The organism is Parasedimentitalea denitrificans (genome assembly GCF_011813015.1).
Classification (GTDB): Bacteria; Pseudomonadota; Alphaproteobacteria; order Rhodobacterales; family Rhodobacteraceae; genus Parasedimentitalea; species Parasedimentitalea denitrificans.
In genome coordinates, this window is record NZ_QHLQ01000004.1 from 119,815 (window position 1) to 144,550 (window position 24,736).

Here is a 24,736-nt window from a genome sequence, read left to right on the forward strand (position 1 = left end):
GCGGTGGGAAACCACCGCCTTTTCCGTAACTTTGGTCGTAGCAATTAGCTGCTTGCAGCAGCAGCGCCAACCAGAACCAGCAGCAGCAGTGGCAGCATGATGCCGCTGGAAGAACCTTGAGCTTCTTCAACAACAACGATCGGCTCAACGACCGGCTCAGAGTAACCACCAGCAAATGCGGTCGAAGCAGCAGCTGTCAGTGCAGCGGCGAGAACGAGTTTTTTCATATTAACCTCCAGAAAAAGGCGCGGCCAATTAAAATTAGCCTACGCAGCCAAGACATACCTCGTGGTTTTTTCTAATCAGTAAAAACCCGGGATTGCAAACGCTTGTTGAAAGAAATCGACCTAGCGGGACTAAATTGTGGTCAAATAAGCAACACTTGAGTACCTATTTTGGCCATCCCAAAAAGCTGTGCAATATGTTCATTATATAGCCCAATGCAGCCATTGGAAGACTTCCGGCCAATCTTTCGCGTGTCATGAGTGCCGTGGATACGGTAATACTTCCAGCTTAGGTACAATGCATGCGATCCCAACGGATTGTCCGGGCCTGGGGGAACATAACTCGGCCACTCTGGGTTTCGCTTGCGCATATTCGGTGTAGGTGCCCAAGACGGGCCCTCAACTTTACGCACAACTTGAGTACGTCCACGGCGTGTCAAATCGTCGGAAAGCGGCACCGATGAAGGAAATAATTTATAGGTTGTTTCATCGGCAGACCAATAATGCAAAGCACGGCTATCTATATCGACCAGAATCGCCCCGTTTTTGAGATTGTCGAAATACGGTTGCCAATTTTTCGCCCGAAAGGCCGAAATATTTCGGCGTACAGGCGGTTCGGGCTCGGGTGGCGGGCGTAGCGGATCATATGCGGGTTCAGCATCTGGGTCCGTCACCTGCGACAGTGCCGGGGTTGCAAGCAATGCTGCAGTGCCGGTTAAAAAATTCCGCCGGGACGGAAATTGAAATGATTTGGAAGACATGGTCGTCACTACCTGCTCTGTATAGAAGCTATCGGCGCATAATATGGCGTGAATGCCTCAGTCGCAAATCAAACACGCGTCACTATCGGCATTTTGATGTCACTGCATTTGCGCCAATGCCACAGTAAGGCTAAGTGCTGTACCTAGGTATTAGACTAAGGTGCAAAATGAAGCGTGTATTATTGATAATTGCGGCAACCGTGCTGACACTAACGGCTGCATGTACCCCTTCCCCAAATGGCGGTTCAGGTGGCAAAGCGTATCGCATCCGTAACGCAGACAAAGTTCAATTTCGTATGCTCGATTCGGTAAATGCGCTCAGGCAGGCTTCGGGCTCTTCAGTCGTGCAATTGAACTCTCAACTGAACGCCGCTGCAGCCACCCACTCCCAAGATATGGCGGTACAGAACCGCCCTTGGCACTTTGGCTCGGACGGATCATCACCATTAGATCGCGTAGCCCGCACAGGTTATACAGGAACGTTGATGGGGGAAGCCATTTCAGAAACCTATGAAAGCGAAGTGGAAACCTTGGCAGCGTGGATGGAAGACACGGGTACACGCGCAGTGATCATGGACCCCAAAGCGGTCAACATGGGGTTCTCTTGGTTCCAAGAACAGAACGGCAAAATCTGGTGGACTTTGGTGATGGGTAACTAACTACCCAACTACAACTCCGAGATCAGAGGCGGCTCATAGCCGCCTTTGTTATTTCAGTGGCTCTGCTACGAGCGCAAGCTGATTACTGTGCCATCTTTGACCATAGAGAAAATCTCTTCAATCTCATCGTTGCTTACCGCAATACAGCCGGCGGTCCAGTCATCAACCCGTGCCGCACGTCTACGGGCCTTGGCGTCATTGGGTTGACCGTGAATGAATATCTCACCACCCGGTTTCTTACCAAGTGCATTTGCTTCAGAAACGTCCTGACTATTGGGATATGAAATTCCGATCGAAAGGTGGAAAGAGCTGTTAGGATTTCGACGATTGATCACATAGGTGCCTTCAGGAGTTTTCCCGTCTCCTTCGACCGTTTTTGCCCCAACCGGAGCGAAACCCAGATCAACTTTGTATTCGCGCAACACTTCTTCATTGTGAAGCAAATACATCTTACGGGCACCTTTGTTGACAACAATGCCGGTAACCTCGGGTCCCTGATAGCTTTGGAACCTACTTGTGGCACCACTGCATCCTGCCGAAGCCAAGATTGCTGCGGCACCCAAACCGAATGCTCTTCTGTCCATACTGCTCTATCTCGTTTCTTTTGATCTTTCTGCCAAAATACTTCTAAATAGTTCGTTAACCAAAATCACTTCTTTAGGATTTCTTCACTTTGCTGCGGCAACCGCTGCTCAATTGCCTCAAGTCTTGCGAGTACCTGATCCCGGTAAGCATCGGTTCGTTCAGTGTCTTCAACGCTATGCGCATCCTGCATCGAGTTCACGATCAAACCCACCAGCAAGTTCACAACTGCAAAAGTCGTGACCATGATGAATGGTACAAAGAACACCCACGCGTAGGGGAAGACCTCCATCACTGGGCGAACAATGCCCATGGACCAGCTTTCCAGTGTCATGATCTGGAACAGGGAATAGGCGCTATCCCCCAGGTTACCGAACCATTGGGGAAAAGCTTCGCCGAATAGCTTGGTGGATATCACTGAGCCAATGTAGAAAATAATCGCCATCAACAGGAAGACAGAGCCCATGCCCGGCAAGGCTGTGATGAAACCCTCGACCACACGACGCAGACTTGGAGCCACGGAAATAACACGCAAGACACGCAAGATTCGCAGAGCCCGCAGAACCGAAAGCCCCTGTGCTCCTGGAACCAAGGCAATGCCGACAATCAAAAAGTCGAACACGTTCCATCCGCTTAGGAAAAACCGATGCTTAGAAACTATCAACTTGGCCAGAATTTCGAGAACAAAGATCGATAAACAGATCTCGTCGATCAAATGAACAATCCCGCCAATCCGCGCCATGACATACGGCGAGGTTTCCAGCCCAAGAGTAACCGCATTGACCAAAATAACAGCCGTGATGAAGTGGCCAAAACGGGCAGCTTCCAAAACAGCCGACATACGTTGAATAAGAGGCATGATAATAATCCGGTTAAAGGCTCAAGCGGCTAGGGTGAAGGATGCAACCAGTTCGGTATGGGCTGACCAGCGGAACTGGTCAACAACCTGCACCCAGTTCAACTGATAACCTGCATCAACCAGTAACTTGGCGTCTCGGGCAAAGCTGATCGGATTGCAGGACACATAGGCGATGATCTTGGTGCGGGCCTTAATCAGTTCAGCTACCTGCGATTCGGCACCCGAGCGCGGTGGATCAATCACTGCGGCCTCGTAAAACGCGCCAAAAGGGTTCAGCTCGTCTGGCATCATCGGGCGGCGAAACAGGTCGCGCGCAACAGCTTTGACCACTTTCAGGCCCTTGGCCTGTCGCCATCCGGCTTCTAGCGCCTGAACCATCTCTGGATCACCTTCAACCGCCAGAATTTCCGCATCTTTGGCCAGAGGCAATGCAAAGGTACCGCATCCGGCGAACAGATCGACGATACGTTTTGATCCTTGAACGATTTCTTGCACGCCAGCAAGCAAGGCTGCCTCGCCATCTCGTGTGGCTTGCAGGAAGCTGCCCGGAGGTGGGCAAACCTTGGCCGGACCAAAGGTCTGGGTAGGTGGCTGGGTCATTGCGATCTGTTCGTCATCCCAAGTCAGACGGGTAATGCCCAGCTTTTCGACTGACTGGGCCAACTGCATACGCAACGGCCCATCCAGTGGTTTGCCGTTCATCACCAAAACATCCAGACCAATGTCCGACAGCGTTATGGTAACCGCCAATGGCGTTTTACGGCTGGCTCCGATCAGAGCCAGGTCCTCGGCCATTGGAATTGCTGCCAACAGATCCGGATGTAGAAGATGACAATCTGGGATCTGAGTAATTACGCCCGAAGCACGACCGTGAAACCCTGCCATCGCTCCCTTTTTGGTGCGCCGAACAGCCAGAGTGGCACGTCGACGCGATTGCGGAGGCGAAGTGTGGATTGGGCGAAACGTGGTTTCCAGCCGTTGAGCACTAAGCGCATTGCTTACGATGCCTTGCTTCCATTCAGCCACGAAACCATCGTCTGCGTGCTGCAGCTGACAGCCACCACAGGATTTGTAGTGCCGACACGGCGCCTGCACCCTGTGATCCGAGGGCGTTTCAATGCGAATGTCGCCCAGCGCGCTACCATCAACGACCCCTGTCACCACTTCACCCGGAAGGGTGCGCGGGGCAAACAATGGGCCTTCGGCGACTCCGTCGCCCTGGTGTCCGAGACGTGTGATGCTGGCGGTGGTTCTAGCTGATGTACTCATGGGCGTCCTGATACAGATACCCGAGCGCTTTGGCAAAACCCTTATTCAGCTGCTTCAGATTCTCTTTCCGTACGGATAAAGCCACCTGACTGACGGGCCCAGAACTGAGCATATAGCCCACCCTGCGCCAGCAGCTGTTCATGGCTACCGATTTCGGCAATCTGACCTTGTTCCATCACGATGATCCGGTCCATTTCACTAAGCGTTGATAACCGGTGGGCAATTGCCAGCACGGTTTTACCTTCCATCACCCGATGCAGCGCAGATTGGATGGCTGCCTCCACCTCAGAATCCAGCGCCGATGTTGCCTCGTCCAGCACCAGAATAGGCGCGTCTTTCAGAATGGCGCGAGCCAGAGCGATCCTCTGCCGCTGACCGCCAGATAGTTTCACACCACGCTCACCAAGGTGAGCATCATAGCCTTGTCGGCCACGCCCATCCTGTAACGTCCCGATGAAATCATCCGCTTCGGCTTGGCGTGCAGCTGCAATCAGCTCCTCCTCGGTTGCATCCGGCCGTCCATACAGGATGTTGTCCCGCGCTGAACGATTGAACATAGCAGTTTCCTGCGTGACCATGCCGATCTGACGCCGAAGCGAATCTTGCGTGACCTTGGCGATATCCTGACCATCGATCAAAATTCGCCCACTCTCGCCTTCGTAGAGCCGCATAAGGAGGGAAACCAGCGTCGACTTCCCTGCCCCAGACGCACCAACGATACCCAATTTTTCACCGGGTTGGATGGTCAAGGAAATTCCGTCTATCCCGCCAACATTCCGCCCATAAGCAAATCCAGTTTCCTCAAAAATGATCTCGCCGTTGGGCACACTCAGATCAACAGCTTCAGGTACATCCTCGACCCGGTTGCGGACGGTGAGTGTCTTCATTCCGTTTTCGATTTCACCAATGTTGGAATAAATACCCATCAGCGTGAAGCTGACCCAGCCCGTCATCTGCGCAATCCGGATCGATACAGCCCCAGCGGCAACGATGTTGCCTTCGGTAGCCTGCCCTGTTTGCCATAGCAGCAATGTTGAGCCGATCAGCAATACTGGCAACAAGCCTGCCAGTGTCATCAGACCAAATCGGAACCCGGCTGCTAGATAGCCAAAACTGAGCGCCTTGGTTCGAAAATCGGCCATGGCATCCTGCGCAGTCTTCTCCTCGTGATCTGAGTGAGCGAACAATTTGACTGTCTTGATATTAGTGATGGAATCAACAACTTGCCCCGTGACCATCGCCTTGGCACCAGCCCGCGTTCCGGCCCGGATGCGCACCCGAGGCAAGAACCAACTAATCATAGCGAAGTAACCGATCAACCAGACAAGAAAAATAGCCGTCACACGCAAATCGATTGCACCAAGCAAGGCCATCGCACCGATCATCGACGCCAAGGCAAAGGCCACGACGTTGATAACTTCGGAGGCGACAGACGTTACCGCGCTAGAGGTTTGCATCTGTTTCTGCGCGATGCGGCCTGCAAAGTCGTCGTCAAAGAAACTGACAGACTGCCCCAACGTCCATCGGTTAAGTCGGGACAGGACCATGGGATTCACGTTGGGTTGCACGATTATCGAATTCGACACTGCAGACAGGCTGAACAGGACAGGCCGAATAACTAAGAAAAACCCGATCGCCGAGGCAATCATGACGACATTTTGAGCTGAAAAGAACGCCTGCGGCCCGCTGGATACAGCGGTATCAATGACAAGACCCAGAATATAGGCGGTTCCTGCCTCCATCCCACCAGCCAAAGCCGAAAACAGCGCGGCCAGCAACAGCATCGGCCAAGCGCCAGTCAGACACCAGCGTAGAAAAGCCCACAAAGTCTGAGGTGGCGGGCCTACTGCCGGTCTAAATGCGTCGATCCAATTGCCAATGTTCATTCTGCAGCCTCAATATTCAGGAACCCGCCCGATTGCCGCGCCCAGAATTGGGCATACAACCCCTGAGCCTGTAGCAAATCAACATGCGAACCTTCTTCGACAATGCGGCCTTGGTCCAGCACTAGAATGCGGTCCATCTGTGCGATGGTGGACAGCCTATGTGCAATGGCAATGACCGTCTTGCCCTCCATCATGCCATATAGGGTCTGCTGGATGATGGCTTCAACCTCACTGTCGAGCGCACTTGTGGCCTCGTCCAGCAGCAAGATCGGCGCATCCTTGAGGATTACTCGAGCCAAAGTAACCCGCTGACGCTGCCCACCTGACAATTTCACACCGCGTTCACCCACATGGGCATCATAGCCGTTGCGCCCCTGCGGATCCTCCAGATCCATTATGAAATCATGCGCTTCAGCCTGTTTCGCCGCCTTGATCATCTGCTCCTCACTCGCGTCGGGGCGACCGTACAACAGATTGTCACGTACCGAGCGGTGCAACAGCGAACTGTCTTGCTGCACCATACCAATGTTGCCACGCAAACTATCCTGCGTAACCGCGCGGATATCCTGACCATCGATCAAAATTTGCCCAGCTTCGGTGTCATAGAACCGCAACAGCAGCTTGACCAAGGATGACTTCCCGGCCCCCGAACGCCCAATCAAGCCGATCTTCTCACCGGGCTGAATGGTCAGGTTCAGCTTGTCTAATCCACCAGAGTCGCGCCCATAGTGATGCGACAGGTTCTTGATCTCGATCTCGCCATCGTTCAGCAGTAAAGGTTCGGCATTGGCTGCATCGACCAGTTCAATCGGTTGAGCAATAGTCTCCATACCCTCGGCCACCACGCCAAGTTCCCGAAAGAACGAGTTTAGCGCCCACATGATCCAGCCGGTCATTGCATTCAAACGCAAAACCAATGTCGCCGCAGCGGCGATCACCCCTACCGAGGCCTGGCCAATCATCCACAGATAGATCGCCCAGCCAACAACACCAATGATCAGCAATCCATTGAGAGTTACAAGAACCACATCAACAACAGTAAAAATCCGCATTTCGGCCTGAACCGTATTCCGCGTCGTCTCAATGACTTTCTTAGAACTGGTCAGCTCCAAGTCGTGATGGGCAAACATTTTGACCGAGTGGATATTGGAATAGGCATCAACAACAAGACCCGTCACGGCAGAACGTGCGTCGGAGGAAGCCTTGGATGCAGGTCCAACCCGCTTGATCATCCAGCGAACCAAGAATCCATATAGAACAAACCAGATCAGCAGCGGTAGGATCAGACGAACATCAGCAAACATTAGCAAGATCGCGGCGCCAACCAAATAGGCCAGCGAATAGGAAATGGCGTCAAAAACTTGAAACACCACTTCAGCAGCAGCGGGTGGGGTTTGCATGATACGGTTGGCAATCCGGCCTGCAAAGTCATTTTCAAACCACCCCACCGACTGGCGGAGTACATGTTTGTGAGCCCGCCAACGGATCAGAGCGCCGATATTGGGTAGGATCGTATTGCTGAGCAACACCACATCCAACAATTGCAAGGCCGGGCGAATAAACAGAATGAACAGCGCGACCAAGATCAATTCAGTGCCGTAGTTGGCCCAAACCTGCTGTGGTCCCTCGCCAAAATAATCAATCATCCGACCCATGTAATAGATCAGGCCGATCTCAACCGCGGCAACCACCAGAGACATTAAGGCGGTCCAGATAAAGATACCTTTGAACGGGCGACAATAGTCGCGCATGAACGGCCACAGGCGCGTTGGCGGAGTATCCTGTTCAGGATAGTCGCAATACGGATCTACAAGATTTTCGAAGTAACGAAACATAACGGTGCTCCAGGTGAGCGAATAAAGGATGCAAATGCAGACAGAGGCGGCGCCGAAGCCCCCCGGTCAATACTCGGAAGGATATCGGCGTTAGTTGAGCCAGATCCCACGATACATATGCATTCCTCCGTCATATGACAGTTGTCGATGCGATATGCTTAGGGCAGATTTTTGGCTTTGTCACGCGCTTTGGTGGCGCTGTGGTTTAGTTTAGCTTGGAGAGTAACGTATCACGGTTGAGTGAAAATTCGGATGATATCCAGTCTGCCTCAAGCCGCTTGAGTGTTAGACCTAGGGCCTTGCCGGTAATTTCTGGCATCAAGTCTATTGCCGAAAGTGGGAATTTAGCCGAAGATCCCCGCGAGATATCAGTCTCTAAGTTGGGACTTAGGGGCTGTTCTAGCAATGCAGATCGCAGCAACAGAACATCGCGCGCCTGAATTTCGCCCAAGCGATATCCCAGCTCTGCGGCCCCTGTGGTTGCTACAGCTTGGTCGCGCAAAATAGTCCAATTGCTAGACTGCGCTTTACTTAGTCGAAGATGTTCACCCATTTCCGGTCCGCCCAGCGCCGCAAGACGACGGATCGGATCAGGTTTCAAACCAGCCTCAAGATGTATTAGCGGGGCCAGAGCGCGATCATCGGATCCCGGCAATAGTTCCAACAACACACCTGCCTGCCGCATCGCTGCTACTGCCGGTGCCGGATCATCAGCAGCCAGCAATTTCAACAATTCAGCTCCAACCCGTTCACGCGATAGCTGGCCCAAACCATCTAGGTTGGCGGCAATCGCAGCTAGGGCTTCGGGGTCAAACCCAGCCTCATGATCACCGTACCAAGCGTGAAACCGGAAGTATCGCAGCGAGCGTAGATAATCCTCGCGGATGCGGTTTTGAGCCGTGCCAATGAAACGCACACGTCGCGCATCCAGATCTGCCATGCCACCCAGCGGGTCCACCAGACTGCCGTCCGGACGGGCATAGATTGCATTCATCGTAAAATCTCGCCGCGCCGCGTCGTCGGCTATGTCATTCGAAAAAGCCACCATTGCGCGGCGGCCATCGGTGGCGACATCCTTGCGGAACGTTGTAATTTCAAACGGGATACCATCACAGATGACTGTAACAGTCCCATGATCAATCCCAGTTGGTATAACCTTTAACCCGGCCTGCTTTGCCAGATCTATCACCGTCTTGGGGTGGGCGTTTGTCGACAGGTCCAGGTCTGAGACAGGAACGCCCATCAGCGCATTGCGAACACATCCCCCGACAAAGTACAGCTGCGCTCCTTTTGCGGTGACTGCGTCGCAAACTGTTTGGGTGGCTGCGTCCTTTAGCCAGGATTGGTCGATCTGGGTCATCATTTCATTCGCACAGCTAACCCACGCAACATTCGCGCGGTGGCCCCCCAAATATAATAGGGACCAAACGGTACGGTATAGTAGTGCCTTTGCACCCCACGCCAACGCCGGGACTCTATTAGATAGTTATCCAAATTCAAAAGATGAGCGAGAGGTGTAGAGAACACCTCGTCCACTTCTCCCGGCTCAGGTTTTAGATGAAATTCATGTTTCAGCAGAGCGACAACAGGCGTGACCTGAAAGCCAGTTACGGTTTCATGGTCTGGTAGGTGACCAATTACCTCTGGCAAGTCACGTGGCAGACCAATTTCTTCCCAAGCTTCACGTAGGGCGGCATCAGTTACATCTTTATCGCCTTCGTCTTGCTTGCCACCGGGAAATGCAATCTGACCCGGATGATGCTTCAAAGCGGAGGACCGTTTGGTCAGGATCACCTGCGGCGTATTGCTGGTAACAGAAATGGCTACAAGAACGCCGGCAGGGCGCATTTTTCGTCCTGCCGGGAGCTTAAAGTCAGGGTTCAGATCAAAATCAGACGAGCCATCCCCAGAGTAATCTAAGGCCTCTCGTAGGGTTTCGATCAAATCAGGCACTCGGCGGATTCTCCGCGTCGAACCCAACCGTTTTCGGGTCAAGATCGTAATGCGCGCTGCAGAATTGGCAGTCCGCAGTGATTCGCCCCTTGTCAGTCGTCATCTTTTCAAGGTCTTTCGCCGAATAGATCGACAGGCTTTGACGCACGCGGTCTTCGGAACAGGTGCAGCCAAATTTGACTGCCTGGGGATCATATACCCTTGGCGCTTCTTCGTGGAACAGGCGCAACAGAATGTCTGTAGGTGGAACCGAAGGACCAATAAGTTCCAGATCTTCGACAGTATTCAGAAGTATATTGACCCGGTTCCAGTTCTCGCCCTCTTCACCATCAACCAGATCTGTGGCGGTCAAGTTCGCCCCGTCGCCTTCAGCTTGGGCAGCAAACGGTGACGCCTTGGGCATGCTCTGCAACATGATACCACCAGCCCGCCAATGTTCGGGATTTCCCGGTTCCGACGATTTGCCAAAGCTAAGATTGAACCGAGTCGGCAACTGTTCGGACTGGGCAAAATATGCCTCGGCACAGACAGAAATGGATTCACCATCTAGAGAGGTAATCCCTTGATAAGGCTTATTTCCGTCACCCTGATCGATCATGACTGCAAAGTATCCGTCGCCGACCTGATCAAACGGCGTTCCGTCGGTCAGTCTCTCTGCGTCATAACTGGCATAGGCACGAATTTGGGCCGGCTCGCCCTCAGCTTGGGGGGCATAATAGTCCGTAGCGATCATTCGCACCGGGCCTTTTGACTGAACCTGTAGTGACAGCTTCCAGCGCAGCTTGATCGTCTGCCCGATCAATGCGGTCAGCAACGCCATTTCGGCCACCAGTGCTTCGACCTGTGGCGGATAGTCATGTTGCTTGAGAATACCGTCAAGCACACCGTCAAGTCGCGCCACGCGGCCACGCATGTCGACGTTATCCAGTTGGAAGGGCAGGACTGTATCGTCCCAAGCGATTTTTGTTCCAAGAGTCATGGGGGTTTCCTTGTACGCCCAGGGTTGGCATATCGAGCGTATATAGGGTTATCACATTTGGATGAAAGGGGTCACTGCGTGATCAGACGATTTGGAGAGCCGCCACAGAATGGTCAACGCTATACTCGCCGACCCGGTGCCTATGCTCTGCTACCTAGAGATGGCCGGTTTTTGTTGACCTGCCAATATGACCCGGACCCGGATCTACAGTTGCCCGGCGGCGGCATCGATCCTGGAGAGTCACCAATTTCCGCGCTGCACCGTGAGGTTCATGAGGAAACGGGTTGGAATATAGCCACACCACGGAAATTGGGCGTGTTTCGTCGGTTTGTGTATATGCCAGAATATGATCTATGGGCCGAAAAGCTCTGCCATATTTTTGTAGCGCGACCGGTTTTGCAACTTGGCCCACCAAGGGAAAAGAACCACGAAGCTGTCTGGATGGATCAAGAAAAAGCTGCTGGTCTTCTTGGCAATCCTGGTGATCGCCATTTTGCTATGCAATTCACTATGCCAATGGCTAGTTACTAGATCAGACAACGGCGAAACCCCTTTCAAAGCAAGGGATCAAACGCCGTTGTATTCAAACACTGTAGCCGAAACATCGTCTTCTAAACCGTATTCGGACGACATGACCTGAGTAAGGTTCCAATACAAGTCATCCAAAAATTCCTGGCCACTATGCTTGGAATCGCATTTTTCAATGAGTTCCAACAACCCTTCTGGTTCAAGCATTTCGCCATTCTCTAGCCGTGCTTCGGTAAAGCCATCCGAGTAAAGAAGCAGCCGATCACCCGGTTCTAAGACGGTTTCCATCTGTGAATAAGGAATATCGGGGAGCAGCCCAACTGGCACCCCACCTTCACCGATAAATTCAGTTGTTCCGTCTTTTCTCAAAACCAATGGATGCGGGTGGCCGGCCTGAACCATTTTCAGCAAACCGCTTCGCAGGTCTACAGTGCAGTAGGCCATGGTAAAGTACTCTTCGATCCCGGTATCCGCTATCAGCCGAGCGTTTAGTAGGCTGGCCACCTCTTCAGGCTGGCGCAGCGCATAGAAACGATTGAAGCGTTTCTCCATTGCGACGTTCTGATCAAAGTGGGTCGAAGACAAATATCCGCCTAGACGGGCAGTCATCATGGCTGAGGTAATCCCGTGCCCGGAAACGTCGATTGAGTAGAAGCCCAAACGGTTTACCCCGGGAGAGAACATTCCAACAAGATCGCCGCCAATGTGACCACAAGGCTTTAGTAGCAAGCTAACGGAAGACGAACCGAAATCGCGCGACAGTTCAGGTACCAAAGATTGTTGGATTTTACGGGCCTGGACCAGATCTTTGTCAATCGCGTCATAGACCCGCTGCAATTCATCCAAAGTATCAGAAACAATGCGGTTTTTCTCTGACAGCTCACGCTGCATCCGCAAGATGCGTTCGCCGGCAGAGATTCGCGCGCGCAGCTCATCCGAACTGACAGGTTTGGTCAGGAAATCATCCGCGCCAGCATCCAGACCTTCGGCTATTTCGTTTTTTTCACTTTTTGAAGTCAGCAGGATAAAATAGCTGTAGCTTTCCTTAGATTTCTCGCGGAATTCCCGACAGAACTCTAAACCGTTCATGCCTGGCATCATCCAGTCACTCAGAATCAGATCAGGCGGATTTTGATTGCAGATTTCCATAGCCGCTTCACCGCTCTCGGCCTCGGTAACCTCAAATCCCCATTTCTTTAAAGACGCCACAAGAATGCGGCGCTGAAGCCGACTGTCGTCGACTACTAGAACTCTACGAATCGAACCATTGTCGACCTGTTCTTCGTCTTTAAATGTATTGTCTGCCAACACAGAATGGACCTCGTTAATCTCGGCGGATATGCGGTAACTGTCAACAATATCATACCTGCCGCTTAATAAGCTATGAACCTTACAATTTGACCTTTTTTCCCCTGTTCACCATACTTTTACATACTATTGCTATAATCAGTGAAATTAGCGTTATGTAACAGGAATTATTCCATGATTGACTGGCCAAGAGTGACAGAGTTGCGCGAAGAGGTCGGCGCAGAAGATTTTGGAGAAGTTATCGATTTATTCTTGGAAGAAGTTGAAGAAGTCATTGATAAACTCGCCAAAACAAACGACCGAACACAGCTGGAACAGGATTTGCACTTCCTCAAGGGCAGCGCATTGAGCCTTGGATTTCAAACTTTTTCTTCGCTATGTCAAGATGGAGAGCGGATGTCCTGTGAGGGCAAGGCCGCAACTGTTGATGTTCCTTCGATTATTGCTGAATATCAAGCTTCTAAGACGACTTTTATCAGTGAATTACCTACACGATTCTAAGCTCCGCTCAACCTGATTAAATCACGAACTGAGCCAGAGTTTCGTCGTTGGTAATATCAGTGTAAGTAAAGCCGGCTGCATCAAGCCGGGCGAACAGTTTTGGGAAATTTTCGGGCCGTTTGGTTTCAAGACCAATTAACACAGACCCGAAGTTTCTCGCTGACTTTTTCATGTATTCGAAACGGGCAATATCATCCTCTGGACCAAGAATTCCAAGGAATTCTTTCAATGCGCCGGGACGTTGTGGAAGGCGGAGCAGAAAGTACTTTTTCACTCCTGAGTAGCGTTGCGCGCGTTCTTTGACTTCGGGCAGTCGTTCAAAATCGAAATTGCCGCCTGAAGTAATACAAACCACTGTCTTCCCGCGTATCCACGATCGCACATCGCCCAGCGCCTCAACCGCCAATGCTCCGGCTGGCTCTAGTACAATTCCCTCAACATTCAGCATTTCGATCATCGTGGCGCAAATTCTATCCTCAGCGATACTCAGCACATCCGGCAAGGGTACATGCTGTAACAAGGCAAAGGGCATCACCCCGATCCGCCCGACCGCAGCACCATCAACAAAAGTATCTACATAATCCAGTGAAACTGGGTGCCCGGCAGCCAAAGCGGCCCGCAGACAGGCACCTCCCTCAGGTTCAACAAACAGGCAATGCACTCGGTCACCAAACCAGTTTGCCACGCCAGAGGACATTCCTCCTCCACCCACAGGTAAAATTACATGATCAGGTGTGCGGCCTAGTTGAGTCTCAACCTCTACCGCGATCGAACTTTGGCCTTCGATCACATCTGCATCGTCAAAAGGAGACAAAAAATGTCCGCCTTCGCGCTGGCACCACTCCTGCGCCGCCGAAAGAGTATCGTCAAAGTAGTCACCAACCAGATGGATCTCGACCTGATCACCGCCAAACATTCGGGTTTTCTGTATTTTTTGCTGAGGTGTTGTGACTGGCATAAAAATCACGCCCTTCACCCCCATATGGCTGCACATGTAGGCCACACCCTGAGCGTGATTGCCGGCACTCGCACAGACAAACAGGTCCTGATCTGGCTGCTTTCGCATGGCATTATAGGCGCCACGCAGCTTGTAGGACCGAACTGGGCTCAGATCTTCGCGCTTCAGATAGATCTCAGCGCCAAAGCGTTCGGAGAGATGGGCGTTCCGCTGCAACGGTGTTGCAGGGAACACGTCGCGCATGGCAGCTTCGGCGGCGCGGGCCTGTGTCTGGAAATCAATCATATCTTATTGAGTGGCCTATGCACGCCCCCATGGCAAGGGGCAGGCACGAAAGCTAGCATAAGAATACCCGTTGTAATCAGCCGATTTCACGACCTTCAACGTAGTGACCGTAAAAAGTGGTCAGAATGCTGACATTCACCAGTGACATCACCAGTGCAGCGAACAGCTGAAATGCGATGCCAAGTGGTGGGAAAACCATCATCGACAGGCCGCTCACGACCTGAAGGAGAATTTGCGCCAGAAAAATAACAACCATCAGTACCAGAATAGTCCCCGACGACCCTCTCGTCGCTTCCCATGCCTGACCAATCGTCAATGGCCTGCCAATAGCGGCAGCGGGTAGAATAGCAACCAGCCGATAGATTAGAACAACCATAAAGAGAACTGTTCCCAGCACGCCGATAATGGCCAGCGGGCCTAGAAGAAAGGTCAAGATCATCGCAGGGATCCACAGTAGCATGACGATAATTCCAATCATTATGCCCCGGCCGGCATAGGCCAGAATTCGGTCAAAACGAAATTCGGGGACCCAGCCGTTGGGATATTCTTCAAGCAGAATAAACCGGTGCCAGGATACGAAAATCCACAACTCCATTATGAAGAAGACTAGGATAGACAGAGAAAAAGTTAGGAAAAACGCACCCACCCCATCTTCTTGAAACATCTGTTCCATAGCTGCTTCGTCAGTCATGGTGTCCATCGACAGCCCAGAAGTCATTACCAATGCTGCAATCAGTACAAACCCAATCAACACAGGCACTAATGCAACTCTCATCGCCTCGGACAGGTTGCGGGTCACCATGCCAACCGAATGCGAAAAAATGCTCCAACCCTTCATAATTCGTCCTTCCAAATCTCATACTAAATCTGCTGTGGACCCTAGACTGCGCAAGTCAGCTCGAAAACCCCGGAAATCCTTGCCCTCGACTGCGAAAACCGCTATCGGCCAATCGTTCTGCTGAAGAGGGAAAATCCATGTCCGCGCCTAAAAAAGTTGTTCTGGCCTATTCCGGTGGCCTTGATACCTCAATCATCCTGAAATGGCTGCAGACCGAGTACGGCTGTGAGGTAGTTACCTTTACCGCCGATCTGGGTCAGGGTGAGGAGCTGGAACCAGCCCGAGCCAAGGCGGAACTTTTGGGAATTGCCCCAGAAAATATCTATATCGAAGACGTACGCGAAGAATTTGTTCGCGATTTTGTCTTCCCAATGTTCCGCGCCAACGCGGTATACGAAGGCCTGTATTTACTGGGTACTTCGATCGCACGCCCGCTGATCTCCAAGCGTCTTGTTGAGATCGCCGAAGCGACTGGCGCCGACGCCGTTGCACACGGTGCGACTGGTAAAGGCAATGACCAGGTTCGTTTCGAGCTTGCCGCTTATGCGCTGAACCCCGACATCAAGGTGATCGCACCTTGGCGTGAATGGGATTTGACCTCGCGTACTCGTTTGCTGGAGTTCGCCGAACAGCATCAAATTCCGGTTGCCAAAGATAAACGTGGCGAGGCCCCCTTCTCGGTTGATGCCAACCTGCTGCACACATCTTCCGAAGGTAAAGTTCTGGAAGATCCCGCTGTTGCTGCACCGGACTATGTGTACCAGCGAACTGTACACCCCGAAGATGCGCCAAACGAACCTGAGTTCATCGAAGTTGGCTTTGAAAAAGGCGACGCAGTTAGCATCAATGGCGAAGCGATGTCACCTGCGACCATTCTGACCAAGCTAAACGAGTACGGCGGCAAGCACGGCTGTGGTCGTCTGGATCTGGTAGAGGGTCGCTTTGTTGGCATGAAATCCCGAGGTATCTACGAAACTCCGGGTGGCACACTGCTACTGGAAGCACACCGTGGTATCGAGTCGATCACAATGGATCGCGGCGCGATGCATTTGAAAGACGAGCTGATGCCAAAGTACGCCGAGCTGGTTTACAACGGTTTCTGGTACTCACCCGAGCGGGAAATGCTACAGGCTGCGATCGACGCCAGCCAGGAGCACGTCACCGGTACTGTACGTCTGAAGCTGTACAAAGGTTCTGCCACCTGTGTAGGCCGTTGGTCCGAGCATTCGCTGTATTCTGAAGAGCACGTGACGTTCGAAGATGACGCCGGCGCATATGATCAGAAAGATGCCGCTGGATTTATCCAATTGCAGGCCCTACGCTTAAAGCTGATTGCGATGCGGAACAAACGGGTCAAGTAATGGAAGAAGACGACTTCTCTGATGAATTAGAGATGTTTATCGAGGCTCAGGACACCGTCTGGAACGATGTCTTGGCCGAGATGAAAGCAGGTCAAAAGGCAAGCCACTGGATGTGGTTTGTCTTTCCCCAACTCGCTGAATTGGGGAAATCCCATATGGCTCAGCTTTACGGGATCGAGGATCTGAGTGAGGCGACTGCCTATTTGGCCCACCCTGAGCTGAACCGTCGATTGATTGAAGTTAGTCGTTTGGTTCTGTCACACACAGACAGCGACGCAGAGCAAATATTTGGCGCTACAGACGCAAAGAAATTGCGCTCTTCCATGACACTGTTTGCGGCTGTGCCCGGTGCAGCGTCAGAGTTTGTACAGGTTCTTGAGGCTTTTTATGATGGCGAGTTTTGCCCGCTAACGGTCAAGACACTTTCTGGGGTCTGATTTTCAAGCTTCACCTTTGGTCAGCATTGCCCAATTTCCCTTTCCGATTTAGCGCTAGCTCGGGCAGGGAGAAAAATATGACACTTCAAGACATCGCAGACCAAATTCAAACAGGGTTGAATGGTACCCATTTTGATGGATCTCTGAAATTCGACTGTGGCGATGATGGCGCCATTGTATTGGCCGAAAACAAGGCCAGCACCATGGAGCAGGACACCGACTGCACCATCCGCCTGTCACAGGATAATCTGGTTAAATTGCTAACCGGAAAGCTAAACCCAATGACAGGGGTAATGATGGGCAAGCTTAAAATTTCGGGCGATATGTCAGTTGCTATGAAGCTCGGGAAGCTTTTGGGCTGAACCCTACCCCATCTTTCGGCATTTCTAGCGGTAAAGCGCATGAGGGTGTTGAAACGGCGCTCTGTATTCGTGACCACCGGTTAAAACAGTAAACTTCACTCACCAGGTCGTGACATTTGGTTTCACCCTATTGAGCTCAGATTTTCCGCCAGTCAGGGTTAGCCAAAAGGAGACCGTGATGCGTATTTCTGACAATCTGAGGCTCTTAGTATTGGCCGTTTTGGTGCTAGGCGCGGGTGTTATGCGGGTGCATCAAGCCCATGCGCAACAACCAGAGGTGCTGGTTGTGGCTGGTGGGTGTTTTTGGTGCGTTGAAAGTGATTTTGAATCGGTGGCCGGGGTAAGTGCCGCCATTTCAGGCTATACGGGTGGTGTCAGTGAAAACCCATCTTACAAGCAGGTAAGCAAAGGCGGAACCGGCCATTATGAGGCGGTGCAGATCTTCTTTGATCCGGAAACGGTCAGTCGGAAAACATTGGTAGAGATGTTTTTTAGATCGGTGGATCCTACTGATGCGGGGGGGCAGTTTTGTGACCGAGGTGAGAGTTACCGAACGGCAGTTTTTGTCTCTAACGCAGAGGAATTGGCTCTTGTTGAGCAAATTAAGACTGAGGCGCAGGCCGATTTGGGACAGGCGATTGTAACGCCGGTTTTACAGGCCGCACAGTTTCATCCAGCCGAGGCGTATCATCAAGATTACTACAAAGGCCGTAGTCTGGTATTCACCAGATTTGGTCCAAAGCGTCAGTCAGAAGCGTACAAGCGTTATCGGTTAGCCTGCGGCCGTGATGCACGAGTGTCGCAGCTGTGGGGGGATGCCGCCCCGTTTGCTAAGGAGCATTAATGAGGCAAAGGGGGCCAGCCCCCTTTGAACCCCCGGGATATTTTTGGCCAGGCGAATAGGAGTTTCAGTGCTTAAAAACTGGCCTCTTGTACCTCCTTCAGGTCTGGGATCACATCTGCTGTGCCAGGTCGCGTCACCATCAGGGCAGCAGCACGGGCAGCCAGGGCCATTGCTTGGGGCATCGGTAAACTCCGGTCGAGACCAGAAAGGACGTAGCCGGTAAACGTGTCGCCGGCCCCTGTTGTGTCAACGGCCGTTACCCTATGTGCAGGAAAGTCCTGTATTTCCCCAGTTTCAGCGCAGAAGTGACGCGCGCCTTTGGCTCCGAGTGTGATAATCACATCTGCAATGCCCAACTCCATCGGGGTTTTTCCAGTTGCTTGCTGAAGTTGTTGGGCTTCTACCTCATTCAGGAATAGAAGATCCAGAAATGGTAAAACCGACTGCACAGCTGTAGCATCAAAGGGTGCAGCAGCATAACAGACACGTAAACCCAAATCACGGCCCATTTTTGCAGCCTCAGCCTGCATATTGGTTTCATTCTGTATAATCAGAATATCGCCGGATTCGGCCTGTGTTAGAGCCTGTCCAAGTTGATCAGTGGATATTTCTCGGTTGGCGCCAGGAAACAGAATGATCTGATTTTCAGCCTGACGGTCCACTGCAATGATGGCATGGCCGGTTGGGGTATCGGTTTCGGCGATGTGACGTGTGTCGACACCGTATTCCGTCAGCCGGTCTACTGCCCAAACTCCATCTGCTCCGACTGCACCGATATGGCAGACGTGGGACCCAGCTCGCGCTGCAGCAACAGACATGTTGGCACCCTTGCCACCCAGAAATTGCTGCAGATCCGTCGCCGCGAGGGTTTCCCCTGGCGCAGGTAAATGCGGCAAGGCGTAAACCATGTCTGCGTTGATCGAACCTAAATTCCAAATTGCCATAGTATTTTACCCGATATCGCAGGCAGCCAACACTGCCATGTTGAGAATGTCATTGGCGGTTGAGTTGGTTGCACAGATCTGGATCGACTTGTCCACCCCGCTCAGGATCGGGCCAACTACCGTTGCGCCACCCATTTCCTGCATCAATTTGACCGAGATCGAGGCCGAATGGCGAGCAGGTACGATCAAGATATTGGCGGGGCCAGTCAATCGTGAGAAAGGATAGGCCTCTTGAGCTGAAGCATTCAGCGCAACGTCGACTGTCATTTCTCCTTCGAACTCAAAATTTACACCGCGCTGTTCCAGAACTGCCGGGGCCAAGTGCATTTTCTCAGCCCGTTCAGAAACGGGATAGCCAAAAGTGGAGAAGCTGACAAATGCAACGCGGGGGTCCAGGCCCATGTGACTGGCGACTCCAGCGGCGCGCTCTGCAATATTGGCTAGGTCATTTTCATCAGGCCATTCGTGCACCAAGGTATCGCCGATCAAAACGATCCGGCCCTTGTGCAACAACGCTGTCACTCCCGCTGCTCCTTGTGCGGCATCGGCATCAAAAACATGATTGACCTGATCCAACACATGCGCAGATTTGCGGGTTGCGCCGGTCACCAGGCCATCACCATGGCCGTGGGCCAGCATCAACGAAGAGAACACATGACGGTCACGGGCTGCTAGACGGTGTACGTCTTTGAGATCAAACCCTTTACGCTGCAGACGAGAATAGAGGAAATCCTTGTACGTATCCAAATGCGGAGTATTGGCTGCGTTTACGACCTCCAACTCGCTCACTGCATCAGCGAGACCGGCCTCTTCCAATTTTCTTTTCACATCATCTTCACGGCCAACCACCAGCGATTTACCAAATCCGGAGCGTTGGTAGGTGACAGCGGCACGCAGCACGCGTGGGTCGTCACCCTCGGCAAAAATCATCTGACTTTGGGCTGTACGCGCGCGCGCATTCAGGCCACGTAGAATCGACGCCGTAGGATCCATCCTGCCCTTCAGGTTTAGCTCGTAGGCCTCCATGTCGATAATCGGGCGGCGGGCAACACCGGTATCCATACCAGCCTTGGCAACCGCAACCGGGATTTGGTGAATCAATCGAGGATCAAACGGGGTCGGAATAATGTAATCACGGCCAAAGGTCAGTGTCTTGCCATAAGCGAGCGCTACTTCGTCTGGCACATCTTCACGAGCCAAGGCAGCCAGCGCATGGGCGCAGGCAATTTTCATCTCATCATTGATCGCACGGGCATGGATATCCAGCGCACCGCGGAACAGATAAGGGAAACCTAATACGTTATTGACCTGATTGGGGTAATCTGACCGCCCGGTCGCAACGATTGCGTCCTCGCGGACCTCATGCGCCTCTTCTGGAGTGATTTCCGGATCCGGGTTTGCCATCGCAAAGATCACCGGGTTAGGTGCCATAGCCCGCACCATATCCTGAGTAACCGCGCCTTTGGCCGAAACACCTAGAAACACATCAGCGCCATCCATCGCTTCTTCGAGTGTTCGAAGATCGGTGGGAACAGCATGCGCCGATTTCCACTGGTTCATACCTGCGGTGCGACCCTGATAAATCACCCCTTTAGTGTCACACACGATGCAATTGTCGTGCCGCGCGCCCATAGATTTGAGCAACTCAATACAAGCAATGCCAGCGGCCCCTGCCCCGTTGAGAACGATTTTCACGTCCTCGATCTTCTTACCCGAGATATGCAGCGCATTAATCAGTCCGGCGGCGCAGATCACAGCTGTGCCATGCTGGTCGTCATGGAACACCGGAATGTCCATTTCTTCCTTTAGGCGCTGTTCGATGATAAAGCACTCTGGCGCCTTAATATCTTCTAGGTTGATACCACCAAAGGTTGGCCCCATCAGCTTGACCGCGTTGATAAACGCCTCTGGGTCTTCGGTATCCAACTCGATATCGATCGAATTCACGTCAGCAAAGCGTTTGAACAAAACCGCCTTGCCCTCCATCACTGGCTTTGAGCCAAGCGCGCCCAAGTTGCCCAGCCCCAGCACCGCAGTACCGTTAGAAATCACCGCAACTAGGTTACCTTTGTTGGTGTAGTCGTATGCAAGCGCCGGATTTTCCGCAATTGCCTCACATGGCACTGCTACTCCGGGTGAGTAAGCCAGTGAAAGGTCACGTTGCGTGGTCATCGGCACAGTCGCCGAGATCTCGAACTTGCCGGGGGTTGGTTCTAGGTGAAAGGCCAAAGCCTCTTCGTTTGTTATTTTTGCTTTGGGCATGGGCTGGGAAATTCCTCTGACTATCCCAAGCGTCATAACCTAGCCTGCAGACCTTCTCAACGGAGTTTGACGAAATTTTCTTGCGCGCATAGAGGTAAGTCGAGAAATGAAATTACTTAACAGGTATTATGGTGGTGATTTGACAAGATATTGAAACTAGGTCGTTAATGGCAAAAATACCTAGGTTGGTGACGCCACTCTATACCTCAGGGTTCACTTTTTTAGTTTCACATCTTTTCATCAAGTCCTTCAAAGAAGCATTGAAACCATTATAAGCCGTTCTTCCAGCCTGTACCGTTGCCCGCTATTAGACCTTCTGTTGACTTGTTTCTGCTTTTCCCCGCCACAGCAGCTTTGTAAAGTCGCGCGTACCGCAACCCTTCCGACAAACCGGAGATCGTCCCTTGGCCACAGTCACGCCTATGATGGCACAATATCTTGACATCAAGGCGCAGTATCCTGACGCGCTGCTGTTCTACCGAATGGGTGACTTCTACGAAATGTTCTTTGATGATGCCGTGAATGCGGCGGAGGCATTGGACATCGCGCTCACCAAACGCGGCAAACACAACGGTGATGATATCCCGATGTGTGGTGTGCCGTTTCACGCAGCCGAGGGATATCTGCTAACGCTGATCCGCAAAGGCTTCCGCGTCGCGGTGGGTGAACAGCTAGAAACACCAGCTGAAGCCAAAAAACGCGGCAGCAAGTCGGTGGTAAAGCGCGATGTTGTGCGTCTGGTAACGCCGGGCACCTTGACCGAGGACTCTCTGCTTGAGGCGCGGCGGCATAATTTCCTAGTTTCTTATGCCGAGTTACGCGATCAGGCTGCGCTGGCCTGGGCGGATATTTCAACCGGTGCGTTTCACGTGATGCCAGTCGCGCGGGTCCGTCTATCTCCTGAACTGGCCCGATTGGGCCCATCCGAGCTGATCGTCGCCGATGGCCCTGCCTATGATCACATCCGGCCCTTGGCAGACGAGTACAAAATCCCCCTGACACCGCTAGGCAAAGCCAGTTTTGACAGCACTGCCGCCGAAAAACGCATTTGTTCGTTGTTCAAGGTCAGCGCTTTGGATGGATTCGGAACATTTACGCGCGCCGAAGTCTCGGCAATGGGCGCGTTGATCGACTATTTGGAAATCACCCAAAAGGGCAAACTACCGCTTTTACAGGTGCCCGAACAAGAAGCCGAAGATCGGGTCATGCAGATCGATGCAGCCACTCGGCGCAATTTGGAACTCACACGGTCGTTGTCTGGTGGTCGTTCTGGGTCCTTGTTGTCGGTTGTGGATCGCACTGTCACTCCTGGTGGTGGTCGCTTACTAGAACAACGCCTATCCAGCCCATCGCGTAATCTTGCCGTAATCCATACCCGGTTGGCTGCATTGGATTTTATCGTCGACCAGAGGCAACTGGCAGAGCAATTGCGAAATGCTCTGCGACAAAGTCCGGATTTGGATCGCGCACTATCAAGGCTGGCGCTGGACCGGGGCGGTCCACGTGATCTGGCCGCAATTCGTAATGGCCTGACCCAGGCTGAAACCATCGCCTCTCTGTGTCAGGAATTGAACCTACCTGAACTAATCGTCGGCGCTATCGGCAGTCTACAGGGGTTTGACGACCTACTAGAAGTCCTGGATGCATCGTTAATCGCCGAGCCTCCACTATTGGCCCGTGATGGCGGTTTTATTGCACCCGGCTACGATGACGAATTGGATCAGGCCAGAACCCTGCGAGACGAAGGCCGGTCGGTCATTGCTGCGATGCAAAAGCAATATGCGGAACATACCGGCATCACGTCATTGAAAATCAAGCACAACAATGTGCTGGGATATTTCATCGAAACCACCGCAACGCACGCAGACAAAATGTTGTCCGCGCCATTGTCCGAAAGCTATATCCACCGCCAAACCACCGCCAATCAGGTTAGGTTCACTACAGTAGAGCTAAGTGAGATAGAAACCAAAATCCTGAATGCCGGAAACCAGGCGTTAGAGATCGAAAAACGGCTCTATTCCGCGATTTCTGACACTATTTTGGGTATTTCCGCACCCCTGAACAGTGCCGCACGTGGACTGGCGGAGTTGGATTTGTTGACCAGTTTTGCTGATTTGGCGACAGGTGAGAACTGGAGCCGCCCGCATGTTGACCAAAGCCGGGCATTCGAAGTTTCTGGCGGACGACATCCGGTTGTTGAACAGGCACTGCGCCAACAAGGCGGTGATGTTTTCATTGCAAACGACTGTAATCTAAGCGCCTCTGACGGTGCGGCCATCTGGCTGCTAACTGGTCCAAACATGGCTGGTAAATCCACCTTCCTGCGGCAGAACGCACTAATCGCTTTGCTGGCTCAAATCGGCAGTTATGTACCAGCAGACAAGGCCCATATCGGTGTCGTCAGTCAGCTTTTCAGCCGCGTTGGGGCGTCTGATGATCTGGCGCGCGGTCGATCCACTTTCATGGTTGAAATGGTCGAGACCGCCGCCATTTTGAACCAAGCCGATGATCGTGCACTGGTTATCTTGGACGAAATTGGCCGCGGCACAGCCACATATGATGGTCTGTCAATTGCATGGGCCACATTGGAACATCTGCACGAGACCAACCAATCGCGCGCCTTGTTCGCGACGCATTACCACGAACTAACCCAACTTGCTGCTTCACTGGCGGGTGTTGACAACGCTACGGTCACTGTCAAAGAATGGGAAAACGAAATAATTTTCCTCCACGAAGTCCGCAAAGGCGCGGCAGATCGCTCGTACGGTGTGCAAGTTGCCCAGCTAGCAGGTCTTCCGACAACTGTGGTCGCGCGCGCTCGGAATGTTTTGGATATGCTGGAACAATCGAACCGGGATGGATCTGGGTCAAAAATCCAAATTGACGATCTGCCCCTATTTGCCGCCGCACCGCCACCGCAGCCGACCGCTCCCAAGGGACCGTCACCTCTTGAAACATTGCTGGACACTATTCACCCTGACGATCTGTCTCCACGTGAAGCGCTCGAAGTGCTCTACCGGCTGAAAGAGGCTGGTAACTAAAGAAAGGGCGGATCTTTTAGGATCCGCCCTTTCTTCTTGTCCTAAATACCTCTGCCGGAG

The 24,736-nt window shown here is 52.4% G+C and carries 23 protein-coding genes; 8 read left to right on the forward strand and 15 right to left on the reverse strand.

What is annotated here, in order from left to right; translation table 11 throughout:
• Positions 1-44: 44 nt before the first annotated feature.
• Both DL239_RS06380 and DL239_RS06385 read right to left on the reverse strand, forming a co-directional pair.
• Positions 45-227 carry a hypothetical protein gene (locus DL239_RS06380; RefSeq protein WP_167683168.1) on the reverse strand — a complete coding sequence of 61 codons (183 nt, stop codon included), beginning with the start codon at positions 225-227 and terminating at the stop codon, positions 45-47.
• A 140-nt stretch (positions 228-367) separates the two neighbouring features.
• Positions 368-985, reverse strand: coding sequence for a L,D-transpeptidase (locus DL239_RS06385; RefSeq protein ID WP_167683169.1), 618 nt, complete (start codon positions 983-985; stop codon positions 368-370).
• A gap of 167 nt (positions 986-1,152) precedes the next feature.
• Between DL239_RS06385 and dalA the strand changes: the two genes are divergently transcribed.
• Complete coding sequence (dalA, locus tag DL239_RS06390; protein ID WP_167683170.1) at positions 1,153-1,644, forward strand: divisome-associated lipoprotein DalA; 492 nt, start codon at positions 1,153-1,155, stop codon at positions 1,642-1,644.
• Between the two features lie 65 nt (positions 1,645-1,709).
• Here the strand turns inward: dalA and DL239_RS06395 are convergent, their stop codons facing one another.
• The 8 genes from DL239_RS06395 to hslO form a co-directional block, all read right to left on the reverse strand.
• A complete protein-coding gene (locus DL239_RS06395; RefSeq protein ID WP_167683171.1) occupies positions 1,710-2,228 on the reverse strand; it encodes a L,D-transpeptidase family protein in 519 nt (172 codons plus the stop codon).
• A 65-nt stretch (positions 2,229-2,293) separates the two neighbouring features.
• Positions 2,294-3,085, reverse strand: a complete 792-nt coding sequence (locus DL239_RS06400) for an ion transporter (protein ID WP_167683172.1) — start codon at positions 3,083-3,085, stop codon at positions 2,294-2,296.
• A 21-nt stretch (positions 3,086-3,106) separates the two neighbouring features.
• Positions 3,107-4,354: a class I SAM-dependent RNA methyltransferase gene (locus tag DL239_RS06405; RefSeq protein WP_167683173.1), complete on the reverse strand. Its 1,248-nt coding sequence runs from the start codon at positions 4,352-4,354 to the stop codon at positions 3,107-3,109.
• 41 nt (positions 4,355-4,395) lie between these two features.
• The gene (locus tag DL239_RS06410; protein WP_167683174.1) at positions 4,396-6,240 is read right to left on the reverse strand and encodes an ABC transporter ATP-binding protein; all 1,845 of its coding nucleotides are present in this window, start codon (positions 6,238-6,240) and stop codon (positions 4,396-4,398) included.
• On the reverse strand, positions 6,237-8,075 hold the full coding sequence (locus DL239_RS06415) for an ABC transporter ATP-binding protein (RefSeq protein WP_167683175.1): 1,839 nt from the start codon (positions 8,073-8,075) through the stop codon (positions 6,237-6,239). The genes DL239_RS06410 and DL239_RS06415 overlap by 4 nt, the downstream gene beginning before the upstream one ends.
• 205 nt (positions 8,076-8,280) lie before the next feature.
• Positions 8,281-9,435, reverse strand: a complete 1,155-nt coding sequence (locus tag DL239_RS06420; RefSeq protein ID WP_167683263.1) for a CCA tRNA nucleotidyltransferase — start codon at positions 9,433-9,435, stop codon at positions 8,281-8,283.
• On the reverse strand, positions 9,435-10,028 hold the full coding sequence (locus DL239_RS06425) for a CoA pyrophosphatase (RefSeq protein ID WP_167683176.1): 594 nt from the start codon (positions 10,026-10,028) through the stop codon (positions 9,435-9,437). Before DL239_RS06425 ends, DL239_RS06420 begins: the two co-directional genes overlap by 1 nt.
• Positions 10,021-11,007, reverse strand: a complete 987-nt coding sequence (hslO, locus tag DL239_RS06430) for an Hsp33 family molecular chaperone HslO (RefSeq protein WP_167683177.1) — start codon at positions 11,005-11,007, stop codon at positions 10,021-10,023. Before hslO ends, DL239_RS06425 begins: the two co-directional genes overlap by 8 nt.
• Positions 11,008-11,085: 78 nt before the next feature.
• On the opposite strand from hslO, the gene DL239_RS06435 reads away from it, so the two are divergent.
• Positions 11,086-11,538, forward strand: a complete 453-nt coding sequence (locus tag DL239_RS06435) for an NUDIX hydrolase (protein ID WP_167683178.1) — start codon at positions 11,086-11,088, stop codon at positions 11,536-11,538.
• 36 nt (positions 11,539-11,574) lie between these two features.
• Here DL239_RS06435 and DL239_RS06440 read toward each other — a convergent pair whose 3' ends face one another.
• Entirely contained in the window at positions 11,575-12,843 is a 1,269-nt protein-coding gene (locus DL239_RS06440; protein ID WP_206188366.1) for a PP2C family protein-serine/threonine phosphatase, read from the reverse strand.
• A gap of 174 nt (positions 12,844-13,017) precedes the next feature.
• On the opposite strand from DL239_RS06440, the gene DL239_RS06445 reads away from it, so the two are divergent.
• Positions 13,018-13,344 (forward strand): Hpt domain-containing protein, encoded by a 327-nt coding sequence (locus tag DL239_RS06445; RefSeq protein WP_167683180.1) that lies wholly within the window; start codon positions 13,018-13,020, stop codon positions 13,342-13,344.
• A 16-nt stretch (positions 13,345-13,360) separates the two neighbouring features.
• On the opposite strand, the gene ilvA is transcribed toward DL239_RS06445, so the two are convergent.
• On the reverse strand, positions 13,361-14,587 hold the full coding sequence (gene ilvA, locus DL239_RS06450) for a threonine ammonia-lyase IlvA (RefSeq protein WP_167683181.1): 1,227 nt from the start codon (positions 14,585-14,587) through the stop codon (positions 13,361-13,363).
• A 76-nt stretch (positions 14,588-14,663) separates the two neighbouring features.
• Positions 14,664-15,425 (reverse strand): hypothetical protein, encoded by a 762-nt coding sequence (locus DL239_RS06455; RefSeq protein WP_167683182.1) that lies wholly within the window; start codon positions 15,423-15,425, stop codon positions 14,664-14,666.
• Between the two features lie 137 nt (positions 15,426-15,562).
• Between DL239_RS06455 and DL239_RS06460 the strand changes: the two genes are divergently transcribed.
• From DL239_RS06460 to msrA, 4 genes are all read left to right on the forward strand, one after another.
• Positions 15,563-16,786 (forward strand): argininosuccinate synthase, encoded by a 1,224-nt coding sequence (locus DL239_RS06460; protein WP_167683183.1) that lies wholly within the window; start codon positions 15,563-15,565, stop codon positions 16,784-16,786.
• Positions 16,786-17,223, forward strand: coding sequence for a DUF1810 domain-containing protein (locus DL239_RS06465; RefSeq protein ID WP_167683184.1), 438 nt, complete (start codon positions 16,786-16,788; stop codon positions 17,221-17,223). Before DL239_RS06460 ends, DL239_RS06465 begins: the two co-directional genes overlap by 1 nt.
• A gap of 77 nt (positions 17,224-17,300) precedes the next feature.
• Positions 17,301-17,585, forward strand: a complete 285-nt coding sequence (locus tag DL239_RS06470; RefSeq protein WP_167683185.1) for an SCP2 sterol-binding domain-containing protein — start codon at positions 17,301-17,303, stop codon at positions 17,583-17,585.
• A 178-nt stretch (positions 17,586-17,763) separates the two neighbouring features.
• Positions 17,764-18,429 carry a peptide-methionine (S)-S-oxide reductase MsrA gene (gene msrA, locus DL239_RS06475; protein WP_167683186.1) on the forward strand — a complete coding sequence of 222 codons (666 nt, stop codon included), beginning with the start codon at positions 17,764-17,766 and terminating at the stop codon, positions 18,427-18,429.
• Between the two features lie 71 nt (positions 18,430-18,500).
• Here msrA and DL239_RS06480 read toward each other — a convergent pair whose 3' ends face one another.
• Together DL239_RS06480 and DL239_RS06485 are read right to left on the reverse strand one after the other, a co-directional pair.
• On the reverse strand, positions 18,501-19,373 hold the full coding sequence (locus tag DL239_RS06480) for a ribokinase (protein ID WP_167683187.1): 873 nt from the start codon (positions 19,371-19,373) through the stop codon (positions 18,501-18,503).
• Positions 19,374-19,379: 6 nt separating this feature from the next.
• Positions 19,380-21,635, reverse strand: coding sequence for an NADP-dependent malic enzyme (locus tag DL239_RS06485; protein WP_167683188.1), 2,256 nt, complete (start codon positions 21,633-21,635; stop codon positions 19,380-19,382).
• Positions 21,636-22,057: 422 nt separating this feature from the next.
• On the opposite strand from DL239_RS06485, the gene mutS reads away from it, so the two are divergent.
• The gene (gene mutS, locus DL239_RS06490) at positions 22,058-24,676 is read left to right on the forward strand and encodes a DNA mismatch repair protein MutS (RefSeq protein ID WP_206188376.1); all 2,619 of its coding nucleotides are present in this window, start codon (positions 22,058-22,060) and stop codon (positions 24,674-24,676) included.
• Positions 24,677-24,736 lie beyond the last annotated feature (60 nt).

Coding starts and splice junctions, on each gene's coding strand:
- DL239_RS06470 (WP_167683185.1), top strand. CDS start 17,301: ATGACACTTCAAGACATCGCAGACCAAATTCAAACAGGGTTGAATGGT.
- DL239_RS06455 (WP_167683182.1), bottom strand. CDS start 15,425: ATGAAGGGTTGGAGCATTTTTTCGCATTCGGTTGGCATGGTGACCCGC.
- hslO (WP_167683177.1), bottom strand. CDS start 11,007: ATGACTCTTGGAACAAAAATCGCTTGGGACGATACAGTCCTGCCCTTC.
- DL239_RS06485 (WP_167683188.1), bottom strand. CDS start 21,635: ATGCCCAAAGCAAAAATAACAAACGAAGAGGCTTTGGCCTTTCACCTA.
- DL239_RS06445 (WP_167683180.1), top strand. CDS start 13,018: ATGATTGACTGGCCAAGAGTGACAGAGTTGCGCGAAGAGGTCGGCGCA.
- DL239_RS06395 (WP_167683171.1), bottom strand. CDS start 2,228: ATGGACAGAAGAGCATTCGGTTTGGGTGCCGCAGCAATCTTGGCTTCG.
- DL239_RS06420 (WP_167683263.1), bottom strand. CDS start 9,435: ATGACCCAGATCGACCAATCCTGGCTAAAGGACGCAGCCACCCAAACA.
- DL239_RS06460 (WP_167683183.1), top strand. CDS start 15,563: ATGTCCGCGCCTAAAAAAGTTGTTCTGGCCTATTCCGGTGGCCTTGAT.
- DL239_RS06480 (WP_167683187.1), bottom strand. CDS start 19,373: ATGGCAATTTGGAATTTAGGTTCGATCAACGCAGACATGGTTTACGCC.
- mutS (WP_206188376.1), top strand. CDS start 22,058: ATGATGGCACAATATCTTGACATCAAGGCGCAGTATCCTGACGCGCTG.
- DL239_RS06415 (WP_167683175.1), bottom strand. CDS start 8,075: ATGTTTCGTTACTTCGAAAATCTTGTAGATCCGTATTGCGACTATCCT.
- DL239_RS06380 (WP_167683168.1), bottom strand. CDS start 227: ATGAAAAAACTCGTTCTCGCCGCTGCACTGACAGCTGCTGCTTCGACC.
- DL239_RS06385 (WP_167683169.1), bottom strand. CDS start 985: ATGTCTTCCAAATCATTTCAATTTCCGTCCCGGCGGAATTTTTTAACC.
- DL239_RS06465 (WP_167683184.1), top strand. CDS start 16,786: ATGGAAGAAGACGACTTCTCTGATGAATTAGAGATGTTTATCGAGGCT.
- DL239_RS06400 (WP_167683172.1), bottom strand. CDS start 3,085: ATGCCTCTTATTCAACGTATGTCGGCTGTTTTGGAAGCTGCCCGTTTT.
- dalA (WP_167683170.1), top strand. CDS start 1,153: ATGAAGCGTGTATTATTGATAATTGCGGCAACCGTGCTGACACTAACG.
- msrA (WP_167683186.1), top strand. CDS start 17,764: ATGCGTATTTCTGACAATCTGAGGCTCTTAGTATTGGCCGTTTTGGTG.
- DL239_RS06405 (WP_167683173.1), bottom strand. CDS start 4,354: ATGAGTACATCAGCTAGAACCACCGCCAGCATCACACGTCTCGGACAC.
- ilvA (WP_167683181.1), bottom strand. CDS start 14,587: ATGATTGATTTCCAGACACAGGCCCGCGCCGCCGAAGCTGCCATGCGC.
- DL239_RS06410 (WP_167683174.1), bottom strand. CDS start 6,240: ATGAACATTGGCAATTGGATCGACGCATTTAGACCGGCAGTAGGCCCG.